Genomic DNA, 26724 nt, shown 5'->3' on the forward strand with positions numbered 1-26724 from the left:
GGCGCCGGCGGCCGGGGCGGCCGCCGGCGCCCCGCGCGATCCTGCGGCGCATCCGGTGCGGGCCCGCCGGATCGGGGTCGCCGGCGCCGGCGGCGCACCGGGCCCCGCGCGGGGGTGCGGCGGGGAGGGCCGGCCGGTTCGCGGGGCCCCCGGCGGGCCGCACCCCCTCCCGCGCGGGCCCCCGGATCCGGGGGGGAATTCGGGGGTGCATCGATAGTCCATGCAATGTGATCCATCCCACATTGCGATTGGTAACGCCCCCGACGTTGGGGGGTCCCGCGGAGGCCCGGGCCGCAGCCAAGGCGTTTCCGAGTGAAGCTTGAGGTCAGCCTTATCTTTCCTGCGTGCGTGCGGAAGTTTCGAAGGTTTCGCAGGGCGGCCCGCGGAGAACCCGGCGATGGGCGTGCCCTATCGCGGTTGCGCCGGCGGCGGCGACCCCGGGGGCGGGGATTCCGGCATCGTCCCAGCGTGAACGTCATTTTCGTGTTGTTGGGGGCCCGGCTGCCCCATAGGTTCAGTCTCAGGTGCCGTGTCGGAAACCCCGTGACCCGACCCGGCGCGATGCGCCGGCGAGGGAGCCGACCGTCACCCGACCTGCCCGTCCCCCGGGAAAACCCCGGCATAGGAAAGAGCCCCGTACATGCACGCACAGCAACGCACCCTCCGGTCCGTGACCCTGACCGCCGTCTTCGGCCTCGCCCTGGGCGCCGGCGTCTACGGCATCCCCGAGGCCCTCGATCTCACCCCGACCGCCGTCGCCCAGGAGGCCGATGGCGAGGAGGGCGGCGCCGCCGACTCCGGCGAGGGAGGGGGTGAGGGCGAGGGCTCCGGTGAGGGCGAGGGCTCCGGCGAGGGCGCCTCCGAGGAGCAGGCCTCCACCATCGACTTCAACCGCACCGGCTCCATCACCGTGCACAAGCGCGCCGGGGAGAAGTCCGCCGATCGCGCCGACGGCAATGAGCTCGCCGACCCGCCCGGCACCCCGCTGGAGGGCGCCGAGTTCCGGGTCATCCTGATCAAGGCCTACGAGACCGCCGCCGACGTCACCGAGGGCCAGCAGCTCACCCTCGACGAGGCCCTGGCGCAGAAGGCGGGCAAGCCGGTCACCGACATCATCACCGACGCCGACGGCGTCGCCTCCTTCGAGGGCCTGGCCCTGGGCCGCTACCTGGTCGAGGAGCTCTCCGCCCCCGAGGGCCACGTCCCCGGCGGCCCCTTCCTGGTCTCGGTGCCGATGACCAACCCGGCCACCCAGTCCGGCTGGAACTACGACGTGCAGGTGTACCCGAAGAACACCGAGAACGCCGCCGAGAAGGCCGTGGTCGATGCCGGGAAGCACACCGGCGACGAGATCACCTACACCATCACCTCGGACATCCCCACCCCCTCCGAGAACGGGCTGAGCAAGTACGTGGTCACCGACGACTACGACGGGACCATGGTCGAGATCGACCCCGCCAAGGTCACCGCGGCGCTCTCCGACGGCACCGCGCTGACCCCCGGCGAGGACTTCACCGCGGAGCTCATCGAGGGCGAGGTCCGGGTGGCCTTCACCAAGGCGGGTCTGGCCAAGCTCTCCGAGAACGCCGAGGAGAAGGTGGTCACCACCATCCCCGCCACGGTGCTGGAGATCGACGGCGACGAGACCGTGCCCGAGGGCGAGGCCACCGGCGGCGTGGTCGTGCCGAACACCGCCACGGTGACCTCCAACGAGGGCTCCGGCGGCCCCGACGGCAGCACCGACACCAACGAGGTGCAGACATACTTCGGCAAGCTGCGCGTGGAGAAGGCCGACGAGGATGCCACCCCGCTGGCCGACGCGAAGTTCGAGTTGTACAACTGCGCCTCCAAGGATGAGCTCGGCGAGCAGATCACCGTCGACGGCGCCACCGACTGGACCACCGGCGAGGACGGGTCGCTGACCATCAACGCGCTGCACGTCACCGACTACGCCGATGATGCCCCGGCCGGCCCCGCCAAGTACTGCCTGGTCGAGGTGGCGGCCCCGGAGGGCTACGAGCTGCTCGCCGAGCCGGTGGAGGTCGACTTCACCCGCGAGGCGATCGGCTACTCGGAGGGCGAGGGCGCCGTCGATGACTCGGTGACCCTGGTCAAGGACATCACCAACGTGAAGTCCACCGCCCCCTCGCTGCCGCTGACCGGCGGCATGGGCATCGGGATCATCGCCGCCCTGGGCGCGCTGATCGTCGGCGCCGGCGCCTGGCTCGCCAAGCGCAACAACGCCAAGGCCTAGGCCGCGGCGACCGGCCCGGGCCCGCCCGGGTCACCGCCGGCCGGCCCCCGCAACCGCGGGGTCGGCCGGCAGCCCCCATCACCCCCTTCCGCCCACCGCGGGGCACCCGCCCCGCCACGGTCAGCCCCAGCATCGGAGCCATCCATGGACGCCGCCGACACCGGAGTCATCGTCGAGGAGACCCGGGCCGAGCCGTCCCGGCGCCAGGCCCGCACGGTCCTCGCGCCGGCGCTGCTGGTGCTGCTCGGGCTGCTGGTGCTGCTCTACCCGGTGGTCGCCACCCAGTGGAACAACGCCAAGCAGCTCCGCGCCGCCCAGGAGTACTCCCGGATCGAGCAGAACATCGACCCGGCCAAGCTGTCCGCGGCCTGGGAGAGCGCCCAGCGCTACAACGCCGAGCGCGCCTCCGGGCCGATCCTGGACCCCTGGCTCTCCCGGGTCAGCGAGGACAACGCGGACTACCAGGCCTACCTCGCGGAGCTGAACCAGCAGGAGGCGATGGCCCGCCTGGTGGTGCCCGCGGCCATGGTGGACCTGCCGGTCTACCACGGTTCCACGGAGAAGGTGCTGCAGCGCGGGGTGGGCCACCTCTACGGCACGGATCTCCCGGTCGGCGGCCCGGACACGCACGCGGTGCTCACCGCGCACACCGGGCTGACCAACGCCACCCTCTTCGACAACCTCAAGGACGTCCACACCGGCGACGCCATCTACGTCGCGGTGGCCGGGCAGCGCCTCAAGTACGAGGTGGAGTCCACCGAGGTGGTGCTGCCCGAGGAGACCGAGGGACTCGTGGTGCAGCCCGGCCGGGACCTGATCACCCTGGTGACCTGCACCCCCTACGGGATCAACACGCACCGGCTGCTGGTCACCGGGCACCGGGTGCCGATGGACCCGGCCGATGAGGCGGGCTTCGCCGACTCCGGCCTGCACTGGCAGTGGTGGATGTGGGCGATCCTCGCCGCCGCCCTGCTGATCCTCGCCTGGTTGACCTGGTGGCTCATCCGGGCGCTGCGCGGCCGGCGCGCCGAAGCCGGCACCGACCCCGACCGGGTCCCCGACGGCGATTCCGCCGCGACCGAGGAGCACGACCGATGAACCAGCTGAACCTATTCCGCCGTGTCACCGCCGCCGGGGCGGTGGCGGTGCTGGGCACGCTCGGCATGGCCGCCGGCGCGGCCGCGGACACCGTCACCGGCGAGGTCACCGGCCTCGACGCGGCGCAGGTCTCCGCGACCTGCCCCACCGTGGCGCTGACCATCCAGACCCCGATCCCGAACCCCTATGACGAGGTGCCCGCCGGCGAGAAGCCCCGTGGTCCGCTGTCCGGGACCGAGTTCACCGCGGAGCGCGTCGAGGGCATCGACCTGGACACCTCCGCCGGCTGGGTCGCCGCCCGGAAGATGACCGTCGGGGAGGCCGAGGCCGCGCCCAAGGACGCCACCGGCACCGCGACCACCGATGAGACCGGCGCCGCCCGCTTCGCGGCCCTGCCGCCGGGCCTCTACCTGGTCACCGTCACCACCCCCGAGGACCCCGCCTACTCCTACCCCGAGTACGCGCCCTTCCTGCTCACCCTGCCCACCGGGGCGGACGGCGAGTGGAACTGCGAGCCGGTGGTCTTCGCGAAGACCGAACCGGAGGAGGACCCGGGGGAGCCCGGTGAGCCGGGGGAGCCCGGTGAGCCGGGTGATCCGGGGAAGCCCGGTGACCCGGGTGATCCCGGCACGCCCGGTAAGCCCGGCACGCCGGGCAAGCCCGGCTCCCCGGGTGGCTCCGGCAAGCCCGGCTCCCCGGGCAGTCGGCTGCCCGTGACGGGCGCGCAGGTCACCGGGATCGCCGGGGCCGCGATCGTGCTCGTCGGCGCGGGCCTGCTCTTCATGCGGGTCGGCCGAAGGGACGCCGACGATGCGTAGGCGCGAGGACAGCAGCAGCGGACGCGGCGCCGAGGGCGCCGGCCGAGGAAAGGACGACGCCGCCATGGCGACCCCCCGAAACGGATCCATCCGGCGGGCCCTGCCCCGCCGCGCCATCGCGCTGGTCTCGGTGAGTGCGATGCTCCTGCTGGGCGGCAACGCCGCCGGCGCGCAGGAGGCCATCCCCGCCGAGGAGACCTCGACGACCACCGCGGAGCAGACCACCACCGCGGAGCCGACCACCGCGGAGACCACCACCGCCGACGTGCCGACCGCGGAGCCGAGCGCCGATCCGGCCCCCGCCGAGGATCCGGCCCCCGCGCCGGAGCCGGCCACCACCGAGCCCGCCCCGAGCACCGCCGAGGAGACCCCCGGGACCGGGGAGGGCGATGAGGCCATCGCGGAGGAGGAACCGGAGGCCACCGAGGGGGACGACGGCGAGGCCGCCGAGGACGGGGGCTTCATCGAATCCGGGGAGCCGGTGGAGCTCCCCGGTCAGCTGAGCCCCGGCGCCGACCGGCCGACCCCCCGGATGGGCCGAGCCGGCGGCTATCCCGACTGGTTCACCGAGAACCCGGCACCGAACCCGTCGGCGCCGGTGCGCTGCGGGCTGCGGGTGGCCCTGGTCTTCGACCTCTCCGGCTCCATCGGGGCGGCGGGCGAGCAGGGGTCCCAGGACGCCGCCAACGGCGTGATCGACGAACTGGCCGGCACCCCCGCCGAGATCGGGATCTACAACTTCGCCTACGAGGGCGGCCAGGTCCCCCAGGCCACCGGCGGCCCCTACTCGATGCTCGATGACGCCGATGTGGCCGCGGCCCGGAACAACGCCCAGAACCTGCGGCGGCCGAGCAACGCCTGGACCAACACCGAGGCCGGGGTCAAGGAGGTGCCGCTCGGGCTCTACGACATCGTCTACTTCGTCACCGACGGCAAACCGACCACGAACGACGCCCGCACCGGCGGCTACCCGATGGGCGCGCACGCCGCCGACGTCACCGACGCCATCATCGCCGCCAACCGGCTCAAGGAGTCCGGCACCCGGATCGTGCCGATCGGGGTGGGGCTCGGCAACACCAAGTTCTTCCCCTACCGCAATGACATCGAGGTCGGCTACCGCGCGACGAAGGTGCGGGATCGGCTCTACATCATCTACCAGGGCGGCGAAACCGTCGCCCGGTGGACCGGGAGCAGGTACAAGGACTACTACCGGAAGAACGGCCGCAAGGAGTACTACCGGGATCATCCGGAGCTGTGGTCGGTGGAGGAGACCAACCCCTACAGCGGCCGCCGGCTGCTGCGCGACCTCTCCTCCCGGGACGCCCCCATCGAGGTGGACACCTACCAGGAGGTGCCGGTCCGGCTGGTCGAGCAGATCCTGGCCGGCTGCCGCGGCCGCGTCGACGTGACCAAGCGGATCGTCGACGACCAGGGCAATGAGCTCTCCCGCGGCGAAGGCTGGGAGTTCACCGCCAGCACCGCCGATCCGGTGCTGGAGGACGGCTCGGAGCGGGTCGACAGCCTCGCCCGGGTCACCGACGCCGAGGGCCGCACCGGTTTCCGGGTCGATGCCAAGAAGCCCCTGGAGGTGACGCTCACCGAGACCGCCCAGGAGGGCTTCGCGCTCTCCCCGCAGGAGGGCAAGAACGCCCGCTGCTTCACCTCCAAGAACGGCAAGCGGGTGCCGGTCGAGGTGCGCGACAAGGGGGAGAACGGGTTCGCGGTGACCATGCCGGAGCTGAAGAACCGGCTCGGCGCGGTGGACTGCATCGTGGACAACCGCGAGGTGCCCACGGCGGCGGCCCGCAAGGAGCCCGTGCTCGGCGAACCGGTGCAGGTCAACCCGGACGGCACCGCGGAGCTGAGCTACACGGTCACCGTGGCGAACCCCTCCACCGCCAACGAGGCCGCCGCCGGCGAGCTCTTCGACATCATCCGCCTGCCCGCCGATGTGGTCGCCGCCGGTGACGCCACCGTCGCCTTCGCCGAGGTCGACGGGGTGGAGGTGACCGGGCCAACGGCCACCATCGCCCAGGCGGAGCTGACCCGGGACAGCCGGGTGCGCCTGGCCGAGTCGGCCACCCTGGCCCCGGGCAAGGAGCTGCCGGTGACGGTGACCATCCCGGTGCAGGTCGAGGACATCGCCGGCGCGGACTGGGATCGGCTGGGCCGCTGCGAGGGCGACGGGTCGACCGTCTCCCCGGTGGGCGTGCCGAACTCGGTGGAGCTGGCCGGCGACGAGGATCCGGCCGATGACAACGCCTGCATCCCGCTGACCCCGCCGCGGGAGGCGGTGGTGAACATCGCCAAGGTGGACAACGAGGACACGCTCACGCCGCTCGACGGCTCCGAGTTCGCCCTCTACGGCTCCACCCCGGACGGGTCCATCGACTGGGATGACCGGATCACCGGCGGGCCGGGCAACGATCGCCTCGCCGAGGGCGTGCGCGAGGGCCGCTACCACCTGGTGGAGACCAAGGCCCCGGAGGGCTACGCCCTGCTGGCCAGCCCGGTGGCGGTCGAGGTCACCGGCCACGCCGAGGGCTACACCATCGCCCTGGCCGATGACGCCGACGGCGGCCTGGTCGCGGTCGGCCCGGGTGAGGAGGACGCCGCCGCCGATGAGCTGTGGGTGCGGGTCGCCGACCTGACCACCGGCACCCTGCCCAAGACCGGCGGCACCGGGCCGGCGCCCTTCGCGCTGGCCGCGCTGCTGGCCTTCGCCGCGGCCCTGGCCGCCCGGCGGCGGCTGAGCTAGCCGCCCGCGCGACCCCGTGACCGGGGCCGGTCCCCTGGACCGGCCCCGGTTCTCGCGTGTCCGGCCCCGGCCACCGGCGATAGGGGGTGCGAATGGGGGTGATTTGTGATTGTGGCGCAGCCCACAGCAATCATGAAAAGCGCAATCTCATATGGGAAACGGTATTTCTCCGCCGGGGGTGACCCGCATGCCCCCCGCGTGGGTTGACCGTGATTCGCCCCTTTGCGTCGATGCAGCTCATATCGGGTGGGCGGGCCGGGCGCACCCCCGCATGCGCGGATCGGTGGGGTCCGCCAGGTCCGGGAAGGGGGTGGGCGGCGGTCGCCCAGTCGTAGCGCGGTGCTGCATCGTCCCAGTTCAACGGCGTTGTCTTCGCTCATCGGGGAATTGCTTGCGGGGCGGGTGAACCATAGATTCGGAGTAGGTGTCGTCCCGGGTGACCCGGACGATCCGGTGCCCGGCCGGGCACCCGGCGCCCCCCTGGGGCAGGCCGGAGGCGGCGGCCGGCGAGGGCGGATGTCCCCATTCGCCGGTCGACCACCCCAGAATCTCATCACCCCGGGGTTCGCCCCCATCCAGAGAGAGTGACCCATATGCACACTGACCGTCGTTTCACCCGGCCCGCGGCCAGCGCCGCGATCCTCGGCCTCGCGCTGACCACCGGCGTCTTCGCCGCCCCGGCGAGCCTCGACCTGGCCCCCGCCGCCGTGGCCGTGGAGCCGCCGAGCGCCTCCGACCAGGCCGCCACCATCGACTTCGACAAGCCCGGCTCCATCACCATCCACAAGCGCGCCGGCGAGAAGACCGACAACGGCGCCGACGGCAATGAGCTCGCCGACCCGCCCGGTACCCCGCTCAATGGCGTGGAGTACAAGATCACCCTGATCCGGGCCTACGACTCCGCCGAGGATGTCGTCGCGGGCCAGCAGCTCACCCTGGAGAAGGCCCTGGCGCAGAAGGAGGGCAAGCAGCCCCGGACGGGTACCACGGAGGGCGATGGCGTCGTCTCCTTCGAGGGTCTGAAGGTGGGCCGCTACCTCGTCGAGGAGATCTCCGCCCCCGCCGGCCACGTCCCCGGCGGCCCCTTCCTGGTCTCGGTGCCGATGACCAACCCGGCCACCCAGTCCGGCTGGAACTATGACGTGCAGGTGTACCCGAAGAACACGGAGAACAAGGCCGAGAAGGCCGTGGTCGACGCCGGGAAGCACACCGGCGACGAGATCACCTACACCATCACCTCGGACATCCCCACCCCGGCGACGGGCGGCCTGGCGAAGTACGAGATCGTCGACGACTACGACGAGAACATGGTCGAGATCGACCCCGCCAAGATCACCGCGGCGCTGGACAACGGCACCGCGCTGACCCCCGGCGAGGACTTCACCGCGGCGGAATCGGGCGGCACGGTCACGGTCACCTTCACCGAGGCGGGCCTGAAGAAGCTCAGCAAGGGCCACGAGGCCCGGGTGGTCACCACCATCCCGGCGACCGTCAAGGAGATTCCGGAGGGCGCCGAATCGAACGTCGGCGAAGGCCTCGGCGGGGTCGCGGTGACCAACACCGCCACGGTGACCTCCAACGAGGGCTCCGGCGGCCCCGACGGCAGCACCGACACCAACGAGGTGCAGACCATCTTCGGCAAGCTGCGCGTGGAGAAGGTCGGCGAGGGGGACAAGCCCCTGAACGGCGCGGTCTTCGAGCTCTACAACTGCTCCACCAAGGACGATCTCGGCGACAGGATCAGCGTCGCCGGGGAGAACACCTGGACCACCGTGGACGGGCAGGCGACCATCAACGCGCTGCACATCACCGACTTCGCCGATGACAAGGAGGGCGATTCGGGCAAGTACTGCCTCGTCGAGGTCGAGGCCCCCGCCGGCTACGAGCTGCTCGCCGAGCCGGTGGAGGTCGACTTCAGCCGCACCGCCCTCGGCGAGGAGGGCGGCGACGGGGTGACGCTCACCAAGAAAATCACCAACGTGGAGTCCACCGCCCCCTCGCTGCCGCTGACCGGCGGCATGGGCATCGGGATCATCGCCGCCCTCGGCGCGCTCATCATCGGCGCCGGCGTGTGGCTCGCCAAGCGCAACGGCACCAAGGCCTAAGGCGCCCGCCATGCCGCCGGCCGAGGCCCCCGGGGTATCCCGGGCGCCCCGGTCAACCCCCGCCGGCGGCGGCATTCGCCGCCGGCGGGTAATCCCCATATGACATCCCCAAAGCGCGGGCGCCCGCCCGCGCGAACCCCAGCATCGGAGCCGTCCATGACCATGGACAACGCCAGCGTCGCCGTCGACCACGCCGCGCCGGATGAGCCCAAGCGCGATCTCAAGCGCGTCCTGGCGCCGGTGGCCCTGGTGCTGCTGGGCCTGGTCATCCTGCTCTACCCGGTCATCGCGACCCAGTGGAACAACGCCAAGCAGGTCCGGGCCGCCCAGGAGTACTCGAAAATCGAGCAGAACACCGATCCGGCGAAGCTCTCCGCGGCGTGGGAGAGCGCCCACCGCTACAACGCCGAACGCGCCTCCGGGCCGATCCTGGATCCCTGGCTGGCGCGGATCAGCGAGGACAACACCGACTACCGGGCCTACCTCGCGGAACTGGACCAGCAGGAGGCGATGGCCCGCCTGGTGGTGCCCGCGGCGAAGGTGGACCTGCCGGTCTACCACGGCACCTCCGAGAAGACGCTGCAGCGCGGGGTCGGCCACCTCTACGGCACCGATCTCCCCGTCGGCGGGGAGGGCACCCACGCGGTGCTCACCGCGCACACCGGGCTGGCCAACGCCACCCTCTTCGACAACCTCAAGGACGTCCGGGAGGGCGACGCCATCTACGTCGCGGTGGCCGGGCAGCGCCTCAAGTACGAGGTGCACGCCACCGAGGTGGTGCTTCCCGAGGAGACCGACGCCCTCGCCGCCGTCGCGGACGAGGACCTGATCACCCTGGTCACCTGCACCCCCTACGGGATCAACACGCACCGGCTGCTGGTCACCGGGCACCGGGTGCCGATGGACCCGGCCGATGAGGCTGATCTCGCCGACTCCGGCCCGGCCTGGCAGTGGTGGATGTGGGCCATCCTCGCCGGGGCGGCGCTCATCATCGCCTGGCTGGTGTGGTGGCTGCGCCGGATGCTCCGCGCCGGCGGTCCCGGGGAGGCCGGCGGGGACGACCCCGCGGACGCCCCGGAGGACCCGGGGGCCGGGCCCGCCGGGGACGCGGCCGGGCCGACGGGGGACCCGCGATGACCGCCCGGATCCGCCGCCGCGCCGCCGCCGCGGCGATCGCCGCACTCGGCCTCGCCGCCGCACCGGCGGCCGCCGCCACCGCGGCGATCGCCGCACTCGGCCTCGCCGCCGCACCGGCGGCCGCCGCCACCGTCACCGGCGAGGTCACCGGCCTCGACGCCGCCGACATCGCCGGGGCCTGCCCCAGCGCGGGCCTCACCATCCGGCTGCCGGAGCCGAACCCCTACGATGACGTCCCCGCCGGCGAACTGCCCCCCGGGCCGCTCGCCGGGGTGGAGTTCACCCTCCGGCCCGTCGAGGGCGTGGACCTGACCACCGCGGCCGGCTGGGTCGCCGCCCGCGGGATGAGCGTCGCCGCCGCCGAGGCCGCCGCCGGCGACGTCGCCGCGGCCGCGGTCACCGACGAGGGCGGCGCCGCGGCGTTCCCGGGACTGCGCCCCGGCCTGTACCTGGTCACCGTGCGCGCCCCCGAGGACCCGGGGCACTCCTACCCGGACCTCCGGCCCCTGCTCATCACCGTGCCGGTCGGCGCCGACGGCGCCTGGGACTGCCATCCGGTGGTCTTCGCCAAGGCCGACCCCGGCGAGGGGCCCGGCCCCGATCCGGAGCGCCCGCCGTGGCCCACCCCCTGGCCCGGGGAACCCGACCCCGGGACCCCGCCGCCGAGCACCCCGGCGGCGCCCGGGGACCCCGGCGGAACCGACGCCCCCGGCGCACCCGGCGCCCCCGGGTCCCCGGGCAGCCCGCTGCCGGTCACCGGCGCCGCGGTCGCCGGCATCGCCGGCGCCGCCCTGCTGCTGCTCGGCGCGGGCCTGCTGGCCATGCGCCTCGGCCGGCGGGGGGATCGGGATGACTGACCCGACCGCCGCCGGCACCCCGCCCACCGCCCGCCCCACCACGACAAGGACGGTCGCCCCATGGTGAACCCCTTCGATCTGCCCGGCCTCCGCCCGGCCCGCCGCCTGCTGGCGGTGATCGCCGCCTCGGCCCTGCTGTGCGGCGGCGGCGGGGCGGCCCTCGCGCAGGAGACCATCCCGCCGGAGGACGCGGCCACGACCACCACGACCACCGAGACCACCGAGACCACCGGGACCACGACGACCCCGGAACCGGACCCGCCGGCGACGACCCCGTCGACGACCCGGGAGCCGATCCCCGACGCCGCGGACCCGGCGCCGCCCGCCGACCCGGACCCCGCCCCCGCGGAGGAGCCCACCGAACCCCCGGCGGAGGGGATCCCCGCCGAGGACGCCCCGGCCGGGGAGCCCGATCCGGGGGCGGGGGACGTCCCCGAGGACGCCGTCGTCGGCGAGCTGGCCCCGGTCTCCGAGGCCGAGGCCCAGGACGGGCTGCAGCCGCGCACCCGCTCCCGCGCCGCGCGCACCCGGCGCGCCGGCTACTCCCCGCCGCCGTGGCTGAACCCCAAGCCCGCGGCGAACCCGCAGGTGCCGGCCCGGTGCGGGCTGCGCATCGCGCTGGTCTTCGACCTCTCCGGCTCCATCGGCGATGAGGGGGTGCGCGAATCCCGCCGCGCCGGCGACGCCGTCGTCGACGCCCTCGCGGGCAGCCCCACCGAGATCGGCGTGTACAACTTCGCCACGAAGGCCCCGGCGATCCCGGGGGCCGTCACCGACGGGGCGGTGCCCGTCGCCGACGCCGCCGGGGTGGCCACGGTCAAGCGCGCCATCTCCCGGATGGCGAAGGCGCCGAAGGACCTCGACGGCACGAACTGGGACGGGGGCCTGCGGCAGGTGCCCACCGGCGCCTACGACATCGTCTACTTCATCACCGACGGGGTGCCCACCGCCGATGACGCCGGCACCGGCCTGGACTACAACGGCTCCGTGCCGCACGCCTCCGATCTGGGGCACGCGGTCGGCCAGGCGAACCGGCTCAAGGCCGGCGGCACCAGGATCGTGCCGCTGCTGGTGGGAAACCCCTCGCGCGGCTACCACCTCTTCCGCGATGACGTGCTGCGCGCCGACATCGTGGAGAACGACCCCGACCTGGAGTACGTCAAGAACGAGTTCTACTTCGGCCTGGCCAAGCCCAACAGCTGGGGCGCCGACGCCACCGGGCTCTTCGTCGCCCGCTGGGGCGGGCTGATGCTGCGCAAGAAGGAGGGGATCCGGGATTACGTGAACCTTCCGGAGCGCTGGTCCATCAACCCCGAGACCCGGCACAGCGCCGGGGACATGACCCGGGACATCTCCTCCCCGGAGGCCCCGGTGTCGGTGGCGTCCTACGCCAGCCTCGCGACGGACCTGCGCGCGCAGGTCACCGGGCCCTGCAACGGCCGGGTGAACATCACCAAGCGGATCGTCGACGACGAGGGCAATGAGCTCTCCCGCGGCAAGGGCTGGGAGTTCACCGCCACCACCGCCGACCCGGTGCTGGAGGAGGGCTCCGGCACCGCCGCCGAGGTGCGCGGGCGCACCGACGCCGAGGGCGCCGTGGGCTTCCGCGTCATCTCCGATCGGGCGCAGCAGGTCACCGTGCGGGAGACCGCCCGGCCCGGGTTCGCGCTGCGGCCCCGCGACGGCCGCAACGCGGTGTGCACCACCTTCGACGGCGGCAAGCGCATCCCGGTGCCGGTGACCGACGTCGGCGAGGACGGGTTCCGGGTGCGGTTGACCGCCGACGGCGGGGTCCTGGCCTCCGTCGACTGCGTGGTGGACAACCGCAAGACCGCCGCCGCGCAGGCGGCGAAGACCCCGGTCGCCGGGGAGCCGGTGCGGGTCAACCCGGACGGCACCGCCGACCTGGAGTACACGATCACCGTCTCCAACCCGGAGGCCGCGGCGGAGGCCCGCGGTGCCGACCTCGGCGACGTGCCGCGGCTACCGGAGGGCGTCGTCGCCGACGGCGACGCCGTGATCGAGGCCCCCGACACCCCCGGCGTGGTCATCGAGGGCCTCCGGGACCGGATCCCCAGGGCCGAGGTCGACGCCGGCCGGCGCGCCCCGATCGCCGACGCGATCACGCTGCCCGGCGGCGCCGTGCAGAGGTTCACGGTGACCCTGCCGGTGAAGGTGGTCGAACCGGCCACCGCGGACTGGGATCGGCTGGGCCGCTGCGACGGCGACGCCTCGGTGACCTCCCGCACCGGGGTGCCGAACGGGGTGCGCCTGGTCGGGGACCTCGACGCCGGCGACGACAACGCCTGCATCCCGCTGGCCCCCGCCGAGGAGGCCACGGTGCGGATCACCAAGGTTGACGCCGATGACGAGGAGGCGCCGCTCGGCGGATCCGAGTTCGCGCTCTACGGGTCCACCCCGGACGGGTCCATCGACTGGGATGAGCGGATCACCGGCGGCGCCGGCAACGCCACCCTCGCCGAAGGGGTGCGGCAGGGCCGCTACCACCTGGTGGAGACCAGGGCCCCGGAGGGCTACGCCCTGCTGGCCAGCCCAGTGGGGGTCGACGTCACCGGCCACGCCGAGGGCTACACCATCGCCCTGGCGGATCCGGCGGATGGCGCATTGGTGCAGGTCGGGCCGGGTAATCCGGCGCAGGCGGACCGGACGCTGACGGTGCGGGTCGCCGACATCGCCAGCGGCGCGCTGCCCAAGACCGGTGGCGCCGGGGTGGCGCCGCATGCCGCGGCGGCCGCGTTGGCGCTGCTCGCGGGGCTGGTCCTGGCGCACCGGGCACGACGCAGAATGGGGTAGCGGCTGTGCAAACGGCACCGGGGCCGGTAATATCCGGCCCCGGTTCCACACCGTTTTCGGCTGGCGCGACGTCCGCGGGGAGCGGCTCCCCATGGCAGCAGACGCAAGGACGTACCACCGATGACCCCCAGCACGGGAACCCCCCGCCCCCGGCTCGCCGCCGCCGCCACGGCACTGCTCCTGGCCCTGGCCGCCCCGCCGCCGGCGCAGGCCCAGCCGCCCGCCGATGATCCGGAGGCGACGACCTCCCCGACGCCGACCGAGGATCCGATCCCCCCGACGGAGGATCCCGAGGACGGGACGCCGACGGAGGATCCCGGGGACGGGACGCCGACGGAGGATCCCGGGGACGGGACGCCGACGGAGGATCCCGGGGCCGGGGCCCCGGGGGAGGACGACGAGGACCCCGGCGACCCCGGCGGCACGATCGGCTGGGACAACGGGACCGGGGACGACCCGGGGGACCAGGACCCGCCGCCGCGGCCGGCCCCACCGCGCCCCGGGCCCGCCCCGCAGCCCGCGCTGCCGATCCCCGATGGTCCCGGCGGCTACGCCCCGGACGTGCCCGCGCCCGGCCCCGGGGACGTCCTGCCCCCGGTGAACCAGGAGGTCGTCGACGGGGTGGTGGTCACCGAGGAGCGGGACCCGGAGGTGCCCGATGACGCCGACCTGGGCACCGTGTACGGCCCCCGGCCGGACATGGGCGGTCCGCTGCCCGCGGAGATCCCGAGGAACCCGGACCGGCAGGCGGACAAGGTCCCGCCGGAGTGGTTCGGCGAGGCCCCGGAGGGCAACCCGAAACCGCACTCGACCTGCGGGGGCTCGGTGGCGCTGGTGCTCGACGTGTCCGACTCCGCCGGGGAGCGCGGCATCGAGGCCTTCAAACGGGCCGCGAAGGCGGCCGTGGACGTCCTCGCCGGGACCTCCGCGAGCGTCGGCGTCTACGATTTCGGCACGAAGGCCCCGGCGAACCCGAAGGTCGCCGGCGGCCCCTTCCCGGTCGCCGATGAGGGGGACGTGGCGAAGCTGAAGGACCGGATCGACCGGATCGGGGCCGGCGAACCCGGCGGCACGAATTGGGAGGGCGGCCTGGCGCAGGTGCCCGCCCAGACGTACGACGTGCTCTACCTGCTCACCGATGGTGCGCCGACCACCAACAACGTGCGCACCGGCGGCGATTTCGGGGTGGCCCCGCATGCCGCGGACCTCTCCGCCGCGGTGGCCGCGGCGAATGTGCTCAAATCCACCGGCACCCGAATCGTGCCCGTGCTGGTGGACGCCGACGAGGACCCGGTGTACTTCGTCAACGACGACATCCCGCTGTTCAGCGCGAAGGTCAGGGAACCCGAGGTGGAGGGGATCTACCTGGCCCAGCAGGGCGAGGGCCCGGCCTTCATCGGCCGCCATGACGGGACGGCGCCGAACCCCTACCCCGGCGGGGTCGGCCCGGGGCCGGCCCCGGTGGACCCGGTGACCGGGGAGATCCTCGGGGAGGCGGCGGAGCCGCCGCGCTACGACGATGAGCCGGAGGCCTGGTCGGTGAACCCGGAGGCGCCGCGCTACCCGCTGCAGATGGCCCGGGACGTGTCCTCCTACGGGGCGCCGGTGGCGGTGCAGTCCTACGCCGAGGTCGCCACGGCGCTGCGCGAGGAGATCGACGCGGGCTGCACCGGGGCCGCCGCGGCGGCGGTGGACGCCACCGCGACGAGCTCCCCGACGCGCCGGGCGCTGCCCTGGATCGCCGGTGGCGTGGCGGCGGTCCTGGTGGCCGCGGCGACCGCGGTGGCGCTGATTCGCCGGCGGCGGCGCAGGGAGCTCATGGGCTAGCCCCCCGAACGGGGGCGGCGCCGGGGTCGCCTAGGCGGTGGCCCCGGCGTCCTGGGCGCGGGTCGCGGCGACCAGATCCTTGCGCGCCCGGGCCACCCGGGAGCGGATGGTGCCGATCCGGCAGCCCGCGATCTCGGCGGCCTCGGCATAGGAGTAGCCGAGCACCTGGGTGAGGATGAGCGCCTCCCGGCGGTCCGGATCGAGGTCCTCCAGGAGCACCCGGACGTCCACCAGCTCCGCCCAGGAGGTGCCGGTGGAGGAGGCCACGCCGGCCTCCTCCCAGTTCACCCCGGAGGAGCGCGGCCGGGCCATGTCATGGCGCACCGAATCCACCCACACCCGCCTGGCCAGGGACAACAGCCAGGTGCGGGCGGAGGATCGGGCCGCGAAGCGCGGTAGCGCGCCCATCACCCGCAGGTAGGTCTCCTGGGTGAGATCATCGGCCACGTCCGGGTTGGCCAGGTGCGCGAGCAGCCGCCACACGTCCTGCTGGGTGGCCCGGATGAACTCGGACAGCGCGGCGCGATCGCCGCGCCCGGCGCGCAGCGCCAGGGCGGTGACCTGGTCCGCCTCATGCCCCTTCGACATGGCACAACCATAGCAGGAGCCACCCATCGGCGGGCCGGAACATGCCGTGCCCTGCGATGATTGAGTAAGGCTGTCAAAAGAACGGCACCGATTGCGGAAGCCTGGGGGCCGGGGTATGGTCGATGCCAATCAGCCATCCGAAATTGAAAGGGGTTACCCATGACCTCCGCCAAGGACATCGCCGAGGACGGCCTGGATCCCAGGACCTCCACCGGCGGCACCACCCGCCTCAACGGCGCCCCGGTCGCCTCCGAGCAGCACTCCGTGACCACCGGCCCGGAGGGCGGCATCCAGCTGCACGACCTGCACCTGGTCGAGAAGCTCTCCCACTTCAACCGGGAGCGGATCCCGGAGCGCGTGGTGCACGCCAAGGGCGGCGGCGCCTTCGGCGAGTTCACCGTCACCGGCGACGTGTCCGCCTACACCAAGGCCGCGGTGTTCCAGCCCGGGACGACCACCCCGATGCTGGCCCGGTTCTCCACCGTCGCCGGGGAGCAGGGCTCCCCGGACGGCTGGCGCGACGTGCGCGGGTTCGCGCTGCGCTTCTACACCGAGGAGGGCAACTACGACATCGTCGGCAACAACACGCCCATCTTCTTCATCCGCGACGGGATCAAGTTCCCCGATTTCATCCACTCGCAGAAGCGGCTGCCGGACACCGGCCTGCGCGACGCGAACATGCAGTGGGACTTCTGGACCAACTCCCCGGAGTCCGCGCACCAGGTGACCTACCTGATGGGCGACCGGGGCATCCCGCGCGACTGGCGGCACATGGACGGCTTCGGCAGCCACACCTACCAGTGGATCAACGCCGAGGGCGAGCGCTTCTGGGTGAAGTACCACTTCAAGACCCGCCAGGGCTGGGAGTTCCTCACCGACGCCGAGGCCGCCGAACTGGTCGGCCAGGACGCCGACCACTCCCGCAAGGACCTCTTCGAGGCGATTGAGCGCGGCGACTACCCGACCTGGGACGTCAAGGTGCAGATCATGCCCATGGCGGAGGCCGAGGGCTACCGGTACAACCCCTTCGACCTGACCAAGACCTGGTCCCAGCACGACTACCCGCTGATCGAGGTGGGCCACTTCACCCTCAACGAGAACCCGCGCAACTTCTTCGCCCAGATCGAGCAGGCCGCCTTCGCGCCCTCGAACCTGGTGCCCGGGGTGGGCTTCTCCCCGGACAAGATGCTGCTGGCCCGGGCCTTCTCCTACGCGGACGCGCACCGCTACCGGCTCGGCGCCAACTCCGACCAGCTGCCGGTGAACCGCCCGGTCGCCCCGGTGAACTCCTTCGCCCAGGACGGGCCGGCGACCTACCGCTTCGCCAACCCGGAGCTGCCGGTGCACGGCTCGAACTCCGCCGGCCGGGGCGGCCAGGAGATGCCCGACGCCGGGGATCTGGGCTTGTGGGCCGCGCAGGGCGAGGAGCCCTTCCGCGGCGCCTACGTCACCCACGCCGCCGACGATGACTTCTCCCAGGCCGGGGATCTGGTCCGCAACGTGATGGACGACGCCGAGCGGGATCGCCTCGCCGGCAACATCGCCCGCGCCATGGACGGGGTCAGCCCCGAGGTGGAGCAGCGCTGCTACGAGTACTGGGGCAAGGTCGACGCCTGGCTGGGCGAGGAGGTCCGCCGCCGCTTCACCGCGGCGCACGCCGACGCCTGATCGAGCCGACCCCGGCCGCCGCGCACCCTCGGCGACCGGGGTCCGGTGAACCCGGTGGGCCGGCGGGGGGAGGGGCGCCCCCTGCCCGGGGCAAGCGGAAACCCCGCCGCCCGGCCATGCGGCCGGGGACGGGGCTCTGCGCTGGTTCTGGGGGCTAATTCCCCTGGGAGGCGTCCAAGCCCTGGCCGGCGTGGATCTCCGGGTTGAGGAAGTCGTACGAGTCGGTGTCCTCGGTGTGGATGTCGAAGGCATCCTCGCCGAAGGGCATGTTGGCGTCCCGACCGAAGGGCATGTTGATGTCGCCGGTCTGGATGAAGTTCACGTCGCCGTTGATCGTCTCGACGTTGGCGAACGGAAGGTCGGGGAAGGTCACCTCGACGCTGTCCGGGGCGAACTGGGCCAGGGCCTCGATGATCTCGGGGGCGTTTTCCATGTGGGACTCCTAGTGGAAGAAACTGACTGAGGACGAGCCTCGCTGGGGCGGGCGGGCGAGTGGGGTCCCGGTGGAACCCCAGGCTCACCAGCGCGTTCGGTCCATACGTTAGGTCCGCCTGCCCCGTGCCGCAATCGGCGTCCCCGACCACTGTCCCAGGTAAAGGCGAACAACGTGAACCCCCTGTAATATGAACGGAGTTTCCGCAGGTCAGGAGTTTATTCATTGTTACGCACGCTTTTGCGTGCGCAAGTAGGCCCACCCTCTTTCGGGGGTGGTGTTAGGCCCTCCTGATGTAACGCCGCCGGTGGCTCAGCGGTCGGCCCGATAACCACGTTCACCGTCGGTGGGCGCGTCCCGCCCCGCCGGCGGGGCGTCCGGCTCCCCGTCCCCGATATGCGGCACCTGCCGGTCATGATCCTCGGCGGTGCCGTCGCGCACCCCCAGCACCGAGCGCCCCAGCACCTCCGAGGCCACCGCCGCGACCACGAGCATCGCCACGATCGCGGCCAGCGCGGTGAGCGCCTTGCCCCAGGTCATGGTGCCGTGGCTGAACTCCAGCAGCACATTGGCCAGCACCAGCGCCGGCAGGCCGAAGGCGATGCCCGCGGAGAGCTGGTTCAACCGGGTCAGCGCATCCGGGCTGCGCCACATCGCGATCGCCGAACCCAGCAGGTACACCGAGCCGAGCAGCACCAGGGCGGCGAACACCGCCGTGTACAGCACCTGCACGATCCCCATCACTACCTCCTGCCCCGGGACAGCACCCGCGCCAGGCCCACCGTGGACAGGATGCCCATCAGGCCCGCCAGCATGGCGATGTCGAATCGGATCGCGGTCTCCCGCAGCAGCGCCGTGGTGAGGAACACCCCCACCATCGGGAAGAACACCGCATCGGCGAGCACCGCCCGGGAGACGTTGTCGCGCACCCGGTAGGCCGCCACCGCCCCCAGCACGAAGGCCACCGCGCACAGCGCCACGCCGATCCCGGCGACCCAGTTCACCACCGTCGGATCCAGCAACCGCCCGCTCATCGGGGCTCCTCTCCGGCAGCCGGCTCCGCGGGCCGGGGCTCGTCCACCTCATGCTGGGTGCCGGTCACCGCCCGCGGATCCGGGTGCACATCCGGGTCGTAGTCGTCGATCACGGCGACCGGCGGCCGCCGCAGCCCGCGCACCCGCGGGCTCATCCGCTCCTCCATCTCGTGGAAGCTGGCCGCCAGGGCGGGTATGTCCGCGCCGAAGACGCAGTGCACCAGCAGGGAGCGCGCGCCCCCGCCGGCGTCCCGGATCCCGCACACCAGGGTGCCCGGGGTCATCGTGATGGAGGCGGCCAGGCCCGCGATCTCGGCGTCCCGGTCCACCCGCAGCGGCACCTCCAGCAGCACCGGGGCCTGCCGGGGGCGCACCCGCAGATTGTCCGCGATCACCTCCGTGGCCGCGGTGATGACCTGGCCGACCAGCCAGATCGCGTAGCCGAGCAACTGGATGACGCGCATCAGGGGACCCCCTTCGTGATCGTGCCGATGGCCGCGGCCGGGTCGCCCAGCGCCGCGGCGACGTAGCCGGGCACGTCCAGCAGCGCCTCGGCGGCCGCCCCGGTCCAGGACGACACCCAGGCCGCGCCGAGGAACAGGGCCACGCCCACCAGGGCCAGGGCCGCGGCGGGCGCCGCCTTCGCGGCGGTGACGTGCAGGGAATCGGGCACCCCCTGCATCGGCCGGCCCCAGAACACCCCGCGCCACAGCCGGGCCATGGACAGCAGGGCGCCGATGCTGGCGATGATGATCGCGGCGATCACCACCACCGAGCGGGCCCCGCCGCCGGCGGCGGCGGTGAACACCACCGCCACCTTGCCGAACATGCCGGAGAAGGGCGGGAAGCCCACGATGGACAGGCTCATCGCGGCCATCACCCAGGCCACCAGCGGATCCCGGCGGGCCAGCCCGGACAGCCGGGACAGCCGGCCGGTGCCGTAGGTCTCCTCCACCGCCCCGGCGCCCATGATGAGGGAGCCCACGGTGACCATGTGGTGCACCGCGTAGAACACGCCCGCGGCCAGCGCCGCCCGGGCGTCGCCGTCGGTGAAGGCCAGGGTGACCAGGATGAAGGGCATCCCGTTGACCATCTGGTAGGCCAGGATCTCGCGCATCGTGCGCTCCGCGAGGCCCGCGAAGCCGCCCACCAGCATGGAGGCCACCATGACCAGGATCAGCGGCCAGTGCCAGGCCGGGTTCATGCCCACGATGACCACGTAGATCCGGAAGAGCATGTACACCGCGACCTTGGTGTGGATCGCGGAGAACAGCGCCATCACCGCCGGGGAGGTGCCCGGGTAGGTCCGCGGCAGCCAGGTGTGCACCGGCACCAGGCCCGCCTTCACGCACAGCGCCAGCACCACCAGGCCCAGGGCCACCGCCCCGGCCCCGCCCTCGGCGGCCATCCCGGCGAGCAGGGCGATGTTCACCGCGCCCACCGCGCCGTAGGTCAGGGCCACCCCGATGAGCAGCACCGTGGAGGTGAGCAGGTTCACCAGCACGAAGGCCCGGCCCGCGGCGAGCCGGCGCCAGGTGCCGGTCACCGCGATCATCCCGTAGGAGGGCAGCAGCATGACCTCCATGAAGACGAAGAAGTTGAACAGGTCCGCGGTGAGGAAGGCCCCCGCCGCCCCGGCGAGCATCATCAGGGTCAGCGCCCCGAAGAAGCGGGAGGAGTTCTCGCCCACCGCCTGCGCGAACCAGGAGCCGACGGTGACCACCGCCGCGGCCACGGCGAGCATCAGCATGCTCATCGGGTCCGCGACGAAGGGGATCGCCACCCCGCCGGGGAAGGCGCCCACCCCATGGCCCACCGGGCCATGGGCCGCGGTCCAGCCCAGCAGCGCGAAGGCGCAGGCGGACACCCCCGCCGGCACCACCAGGGACAGCGCCACCCGGGCGCGGTGCGAGGGCAGCACCGCGGAGACCGCGGCGAGCATCAGCGGCACCGCCACGAACAGCGGCAGCGCCGCGGAAATGGTCTCGGGGCTCATCGGTCCTCCCCCGGGTCGTCGTCGTCCGGTGCGGCATCCTCGCCGGCGGCGCGGCCCTCGGCGCGCGCCGAGGAGCGCCGGCCCTGGCGCAGCCCCTCATCGGGCATGGAGTCCCCGGCGCGGCGGCCGGCGGTGGACAGCAGCAGGTTCGCCTCGTGATCCTCCACCACCCGGGTGTCGTCGTCCCGGCCCAGCCCGGCCAGGGCGAGCATGAACGCGGTCACCGCCATGGTGATCACGATCGCGGTGAGCACGAAGGCCTGGGGCAGGGGATCGGCCGCCCCGGCCGGGGTGGCCCGGGCCATCAGCGGCTCCTCCCGCCACCGGCCCACCCCGGTGGCCAGGATGATCAGGTTCGCGGCATGGGAGATGAGCGTCATGCCGATGATGAGGCGGACCATGCCGCGCTGGAGCACCAGGTAGGCGCCCCCGCCGGCGAGGACCGCGGCAATCAGCGCGATGATCATCGCAGGGCCTCCTTCCCCGGGGCCCCGGCCCCGGCCGCCGCCGACTCCGGCGGCGCATGGTAGCTGCCGTACTGCTCCGGCGGCACCCGGATCCCGGTGCGCGCCACCACCCCGGCCTCCAGCTGCTCCGGGGACTTCGGCGACCCGGGCCGGGTCGGCCCGCCCAGGTGGTTCAGGGCCCCGGCGACGATGCCGAGCACCGCCAGGTACACGCCCACGTCGAAGATCAGGGCGGTGGTCAGGTGCTGGCCGGCGAGATGGCCGTAGAGGGGGGCCAGGAAGGACCCGCCCGCGTAGCCGGCGAAGCCGGTGACGATGGCCACGATCACCCCGAACCCGGACAGGGCGTAGGGCAGATCCCGGGGGAACAGCCGGCGGTCGTCCGGCTGCGCCAGGTACATCAGCATCAGCGCCGCGGCGCCGATCAGGGCGGCGTTGAAGCCGCCGCCGGGCTCCTCGCCGCCGCGCCAGAGCACCACCACGGAGATGGCGAACAGCAGCGGGGCCAGCCAGCGCACCAGCAGCCGCAGGGACAGCGAGTTCAGCCGCGCCTCGGGCAGCGGGCCCGGCATGATCCGGTGATGCGGCCAGCGCGGCATGGAGGCCACCACCGCGGCCATCGCGATCCCGGCCATGCCCAGCACCGCCAGCTCGCCCATGGTGTCGAAGGCGCGGAACTCCACCAGGATGGTGTTCACCACGTTGCCCTCCCCGGTGACCTCCGGGCCGTGCTCCAGGTACCAGGCGGCCAGCTCCGGTTTCGGCCGGCGCCCGGTGAGGCTCCACACCGCCCCGAAGGTGGCCACGCCCACGCCCAGGCCGACCAGCGTCCCGGCGGCCCGGCGGGCCCCGGAGGTGCCGGTGAAGGCCCGCGGCTGGTGCCGCAGCACCAGCATCATCAGCACCACGGTGAGGATCTCCACCATGAACTGGGTCAGCGCCACGTCCGGGGCGCCGAGCAGCAGCACCTGCAGGGTCACCCCGGTGCCGGTGACCCCGAGCAGCACCGCGGCCTGCAGCCGGTTGCGCGCCCGGATCGTGGCCAGGGTGCCGATCACCACCACGGACAGCGGGATCAGGTCGGTGAGGTGGTCGATCCCGGCGAGCTTCGGCGCCGCCGGCGCCCCGCCCAGGCCCGGGGCCACGGTCACCGCGGCGGCGTAGCCCACCACCAGCACCAGCAGCGGGGCCAGGTGCCGGCTGGGCGCATGGGACAGCGCCGGGGCGCCGAGGGCCCGGCCCACCCGGGCCGCGGCGGTGGTGCCGGCGTGGATCGCCTGCACCCCGGTGAAGGGCGCCAGGGTGCGCTCCAGCAGCGCCTCGTGCAGGGCGCGGCGGCCGATCACGACCACCACCCCGGCGGCGAGCACCGCCGCCGAGATCATCAGCGGCACCCCCACCCCGTGCCACAGCGCCAGGTGGGTGCCGGCGTAGTCCCCGCCGCGCACGGTGCGCGCCACCGCGTCCAGGGGCCGGTCCAGCGCCCCGGCGGCGAAGGCCGCGGGCAGCGAGGCCACCCCGGGCAGCGCCGCGGGCAGCCACAGCGCCACCGGGGCCTCCCGCACCTCGGAGACGTCCCGGGGGCCATCGAAGAACACGCCCAGCACCAGCCGGGCGGAGTAGGTGAAGGTGGCCAGGGCGCCGAAGGCGGCGCACAGCAGCAGCGCCACGGTGCCGCCGGCGCCCAGCGGGGCCTCGGTGAAGGCCTCCAGCATGCCCTCCTTGGACAGGAAGCCCAGCATCGGCGGCACCGCCGCCATGGAGGCCGCGCCCAGGGCCATCGAGCCGAAGGTCCACGGCATCCGCCGCCACAGCGGGCCCAGCCGGCTCATCGAGCGGGTGCCGGTCTGGTGGTCCACCACCCCGGCGAGCATGAACAGGGAGGACTTGAACATGGCGTGCGCGATGGTGTGCACCACCGCCGCGACGATCGCGAAATGGGTGCCCACCCCGATGGTGGCCACGATCCAGCCCAGCTGGGAGACCGTGGAGTAGGCGGTGAGCCGCTTGATGTCGTCCTGCTGGATGGCGAACACCGCGGTGGCCACCGCGGTGCCCATGCCCACCACGATCAGGGTCACCTGCCAGGCCGGGGTGGCGTGGAAGGCGGTGGCGAAGCGCAGCAGCAGGTAGACGCCGGCCTTGACCACCGCCGCGGCGTGCAGGAAGGCCGACACCGGGGTGGCCGCGGCCATCGCCTCCGGCAGCCAGGGGTGGAAGGGGAACTGGGCGGCCTTGGAGAAGCCGGCGAAGGCCACCAGCAGCGCCACCGCCGCGGTGAACCCGGGACGGTCCCGCCACACCGGGTCGGCCAGCAGCGCGCCCAGGTCGGTGGTGCCGGTGGCCCACACCGCCGCGCCCAGGCCGGCGAGCAGCAGCAGCCCGCCGGTGAAGGTGAGCAGCAGGGTGCGCATCGCCCCATCCTCGCCGCCCGGCCCGGAGCGGGCGATCAGCATGAAGGAGGCCAGGGAGACCAGCTCCCAGCCGACGAAGAGCAGCACCACGTCATCGGCGAGCACCAGCAGCAGCACCGCCAGCATGAACCCGGTCATCAGCACGTAGAAGCTCATCGTGCCGGAGCGGGCCGGCAGGTAGGCGGTGGAGTAGATGAACACCACCGAGCCGATCACCAGCGCCAGCATGGCGAAGACGAAGGACAGCGGATCGAGCCGCAGGGCGAAGTCGACGCCCGCGCCGCCGGGCAGCATGCCGCCGGCCCACTCCGCCCGCCAGGCCGGGTGCGCGCCGGCGAAGACGTCCGGGGCGAGCCGGGCCAGCTGCACCGCGGCGACGGCGAAGAACGCGGTCAGCGGCCAGCCGGCGTGCCGGTCCAGGACCCGGACGAGCAGCGGGGTGAGGAGGAGGGCGCAGGCGACCAGGGCGGGGACGCTGAGGAGGGTCAGGGCCATGGTTCGCTTTCCAGGGCGAGCGGGCGTGTTCGGCGAACAAGGGGGTCCTTCCCCGGCCGCGCGCCCACCGGCCAAGCGCGGTCCGCGGCCCGGGGTGGGCGCGGTCCCCCGCGGAGCCCGGGGACGCGGGCCCCGCACTTCGGTTCCCACAGTAGCAATCGGGCATCCGCTCACCGACGCTCACCCGGTGCCTGGCGCGGGAGGCCGGATTCGCGCGGCCGGGACGCGGCGGGGCACCCCATTGCGCGGGTGGGCGCGGGCTAGCCTGGGCGCCATGAGCCCGCGCGCCCGGACCCCCGCATCCCCCGCCCGCCGCAGCGCCCCGGGGGCGCTGCCGCGGCTCATCGCCGTGCTGCTGGTGGCGCTGCCGCTGGCCCTGGCCGGGGTGCTCGCCGCCGGCGGGGCCCGCCCGCTGCACGTGCCCTGGCCGGCCGGATCGGCCGCCGAGGCCGCCCCGCCGCCGATCGACGTCGCCCGGGTGCAGGAGGCGCGCCGGGCGCTGGCCGAGGCCGCCGCCGCGGCCGGGTTCCTCGACGCCGCCCTCGTCGAGGCCGGCGAGGGGGTCGGCGAACTCGACGACGGCGCCGGCCGGCTCGCCGACGGGATGGGCGCGATCCGCGCCGGCACCGCGGAGATCGGGGAGGGCGCCCGGGGCCTGGCCGATGGCCTGGACGCGGCCACCGGGGGGCTGAGCCTGGCGGCGGTGGCCGCCGGGCAGGTGCAGGTCGCCGCGGCCCGGGCCCGGGAGTCCCTGGAGGGGGTCGACGACCCGGCGGCCGAGGACGCGCTGGCCGATATCGAGTCCCTGGAGCGCCAGCTCTCCGCGGTGGACTTCGCCGCCCTGGACGGTGAACTGGGCCGGGCCCGGGACGGGGCCCGGTCCATGGCCGACGAGGTCGCCGGGCCCTACGCCTCCGGGGTGGCCGAGGCCGCCGACGGCTCCCGGCGGCTGGCCGACGGGATCGCGCAGCTGCGCGGCGGCCAGGAGCGGCTGGCCGGCATGTCCGGCAACATCGGCGCCGCCCTGGACAAGGCGCAGCGCACCATGCCGGCGCCCACCGCGGAGCAGATGCGCGCCGCCGGGATGGGCGGCGCCGGCGACCCCGCCCCGGAGCCGGCCGCCCCGGCCACCCCGGACTGGGCGGTGCCCTACCTCGCCGCGCTGCTGGCCGGCGCCGTCGCCGCGGTGCCCTGGCTGTGGGCCGGCGCCCCCGGCCGGCCCGGCCCCGGCGCCGGCCGCGGGCTGCTCGCCTGGGCGGCGGCCACCGCCCTCGGCGCCGTGGCGCTGCTCGCCCCGGCCGCGCCGGGCAGCACCCCGGCGGCGATCCTCGCCGTGGGCGTGCTCGCCCTCGCCGCGGCCGCCTCCGCCGTGGTCGCCGGGGTGCTGGTGCGCGCCCTGGGCGCCCTCGCCGGGCGGGCGGCGCTGCTGGCCGGGCTGCTCGCCCAGGCGGTGGTGGTCGCGGTGGTCTGGCGCGGCGGCCCCGACCAGGTCTACGCCGCGGCCGCCGACGCCGGCGGGGCGGTGGCCGCGCAGCCGGCCGGGACCGTCTGGCGGGTGGCCGCCGCGGCCGGGCCGCTGCAGCATGCGGTGGCCGCGCTGGCCGCGATCACCGGCTCCGGGCCGGACGCGGTGTGGCTGGCCGGGGCGGCGGTGACCGCCGCGGTGGCCGCCCTCGGCGCCGTGGGGCTGCGCCTGCTGCGCACCCCGGTCGAGCCCGCCGGCGCTCCCGCGGCGCCCGCGCCGGAGCCCGCGCCGACGGTGGCGATGCCGGCCGCGGCGCCCGCCGCGGGGGAGCCCGCCGCGGCGGGGGAGGGCGATCCGGATCCGGCCGGGACCGACGCTGACGCGCCCACCACCGAGCTGCCCGCCATCGCCGACCCGGAGCCGGAATCCGGGGGTGCGGACCCGGGCCGGCACCGGCGCGGCTGAGGGGGCGGGGGACGCGGAAACGCCGCCGACC

The 26724-nt window shown here is 74.1% G+C and carries 19 protein-coding genes; 11 read left to right on the forward strand and 8 right to left on the reverse strand.

Annotation, left to right across the window (positions count from 1 at the left end; all coding sequences use genetic code 11):
* The first annotated feature begins 640 nt into the window (after positions 1 to 640).
* The 9 genes from CSPHI_RS11800 (at position 641) to CSPHI_RS00700 (ending at position 15668) form a co-directional block, all read left to right on the forward strand.
* Positions 641 to 2254, forward strand: coding sequence for a SpaH/EbpB family LPXTG-anchored major pilin (locus CSPHI_RS11800; protein WP_157118439.1), 1614 nt, complete (start codon positions 641 to 643; stop codon positions 2252 to 2254).
* A gap of 144 nt (positions 2255 to 2398) precedes the next feature.
* Positions 2399 to 3352 carry a class C sortase gene (locus CSPHI_RS00665; RefSeq protein WP_084210153.1) on the forward strand — a complete coding sequence of 318 codons (954 nt, stop codon included), beginning with the start codon at positions 2399 to 2401 and terminating at the stop codon, positions 3350 to 3352.
* Positions 3349 to 4170 carry an isopeptide-forming domain-containing protein gene (locus CSPHI_RS12590; protein WP_075691042.1) on the forward strand — a complete coding sequence of 274 codons (822 nt, stop codon included), beginning with the start codon at positions 3349 to 3351 and terminating at the stop codon, positions 4168 to 4170. The genes CSPHI_RS00665 and CSPHI_RS12590 overlap by 4 nt, the downstream gene beginning before the upstream one ends.
* 64 nt (positions 4171 to 4234) lie before the next feature.
* Complete coding sequence (locus CSPHI_RS00675; RefSeq protein WP_075691043.1) at positions 4235 to 6928, forward strand: SpaA isopeptide-forming pilin-related protein; 2694 nt, start codon at positions 4235 to 4237, stop codon at positions 6926 to 6928.
* Between the two features lie 593 nt (positions 6929 to 7521).
* On the forward strand, positions 7522 to 9033 hold the full coding sequence (locus tag CSPHI_RS00680; protein ID WP_075691044.1) for a SpaH/EbpB family LPXTG-anchored major pilin: 1512 nt from the start codon (positions 7522 to 7524) through the stop codon (positions 9031 to 9033).
* A 156-nt stretch (positions 9034 to 9189) separates the two neighbouring features.
* A complete protein-coding gene (locus CSPHI_RS00685) occupies positions 9190 to 10170 on the forward strand; it encodes a class C sortase (RefSeq protein ID WP_075691045.1) in 981 nt (326 codons plus the stop codon).
* Positions 10167 to 11027, forward strand: coding sequence for a SpaA isopeptide-forming pilin-related protein (locus tag CSPHI_RS00690; protein WP_075691046.1), 861 nt, complete (start codon positions 10167 to 10169; stop codon positions 11025 to 11027). Before CSPHI_RS00685 ends, CSPHI_RS00690 begins: the two co-directional genes overlap by 4 nt.
* A gap of 60 nt (positions 11028 to 11087) precedes the next feature.
* Positions 11088 to 13841, forward strand: a complete 2754-nt coding sequence (locus CSPHI_RS00695; RefSeq protein ID WP_075691047.1) for a vWA domain-containing protein — start codon at positions 11088 to 11090, stop codon at positions 13839 to 13841.
* 120 nt (positions 13842 to 13961) lie between these two features.
* On the forward strand, positions 13962 to 15668 hold the full coding sequence (locus tag CSPHI_RS00700) for a vWA domain-containing protein (RefSeq protein WP_075691048.1): 1707 nt from the start codon (positions 13962 to 13964) through the stop codon (positions 15666 to 15668).
* Positions 15669 to 15698: 30 nt separating this feature from the next.
* Here CSPHI_RS00700 and CSPHI_RS00705 read toward each other — a convergent pair whose 3' ends face one another.
* Complete coding sequence (locus CSPHI_RS00705) at positions 15699 to 16256, reverse strand: RNA polymerase sigma factor (RefSeq protein WP_075691049.1); 558 nt, start codon at positions 16254 to 16256, stop codon at positions 15699 to 15701.
* 159 nt (positions 16257 to 16415) lie between these two features.
* Between CSPHI_RS00705 and CSPHI_RS00710 the strand changes: the two genes are divergently transcribed.
* Complete coding sequence (locus tag CSPHI_RS00710) at positions 16416 to 17924, forward strand: catalase (RefSeq protein ID WP_075691050.1); 1509 nt, start codon at positions 16416 to 16418, stop codon at positions 17922 to 17924.
* 154 nt (positions 17925 to 18078) lie between these two features.
* On the opposite strand, the gene CSPHI_RS00715 is transcribed toward CSPHI_RS00710, so the two are convergent.
* The 7 genes from CSPHI_RS00715 to CSPHI_RS00745 form a co-directional block, all read right to left on the reverse strand.
* Positions 18079 to 18357 (reverse strand): hypothetical protein, encoded by a 279-nt coding sequence (locus CSPHI_RS00715; RefSeq protein ID WP_075691051.1) that lies wholly within the window; start codon positions 18355 to 18357, stop codon positions 18079 to 18081.
* 312 nt (positions 18358 to 18669) lie between these two features.
* On the reverse strand, positions 18670 to 19098 hold the full coding sequence (locus tag CSPHI_RS12595) for a monovalent cation/H(+) antiporter subunit G (RefSeq protein ID WP_075691052.1): 429 nt from the start codon (positions 19096 to 19098) through the stop codon (positions 18670 to 18672).
* A 2-nt stretch (positions 19099 to 19100) separates the two neighbouring features.
* Positions 19101 to 19391, reverse strand: a complete 291-nt coding sequence (locus CSPHI_RS00725; protein ID WP_075691053.1) for an MnhF protein — start codon at positions 19389 to 19391, stop codon at positions 19101 to 19103.
* A complete protein-coding gene (locus tag CSPHI_RS00730; protein WP_075691054.1) occupies positions 19388 to 19855 on the reverse strand; it encodes a Na+/H+ antiporter subunit E in 468 nt (155 codons plus the stop codon). Before CSPHI_RS00730 ends, CSPHI_RS00725 begins: the two co-directional genes overlap by 4 nt.
* Positions 19855 to 21387 (reverse strand): monovalent cation/H+ antiporter subunit D family protein, encoded by a 1533-nt coding sequence (locus CSPHI_RS00735; RefSeq protein WP_075691055.1) that lies wholly within the window; start codon positions 21385 to 21387, stop codon positions 19855 to 19857. Before CSPHI_RS00735 ends, CSPHI_RS00730 begins: the two co-directional genes overlap by 1 nt.
* On the reverse strand, positions 21384 to 21854 hold the full coding sequence (locus CSPHI_RS00740) for a cation:proton antiporter subunit C (RefSeq protein WP_075691056.1): 471 nt from the start codon (positions 21852 to 21854) through the stop codon (positions 21384 to 21386). Before CSPHI_RS00740 ends, CSPHI_RS00735 begins: the two co-directional genes overlap by 4 nt.
* Positions 21851 to 24763, reverse strand: a complete 2913-nt coding sequence (locus CSPHI_RS00745) for a DUF4040 family protein (protein WP_075691057.1) — start codon at positions 24761 to 24763, stop codon at positions 21851 to 21853. Before CSPHI_RS00745 ends, CSPHI_RS00740 begins: the two co-directional genes overlap by 4 nt.
* A 274-nt stretch (positions 24764 to 25037) precedes the next feature.
* On the opposite strand from CSPHI_RS00745, the gene CSPHI_RS00750 reads away from it, so the two are divergent.
* Positions 25038 to 26693: a hypothetical protein gene (locus CSPHI_RS00750; protein WP_075691058.1), complete on the forward strand. Its 1656-nt coding sequence runs from the start codon at positions 25038 to 25040 to the stop codon at positions 26691 to 26693.
* The last annotated feature ends 31 nt before the right edge of the window (positions 26694 to 26724 follow it).

The organism is Corynebacterium sphenisci DSM 44792, assembly GCF_001941505.1.
In the GTDB taxonomy this organism is placed as follows: domain Bacteria; phylum Actinomycetota; class Actinomycetes; order Mycobacteriales; family Mycobacteriaceae; genus Corynebacterium; species Corynebacterium sphenisci.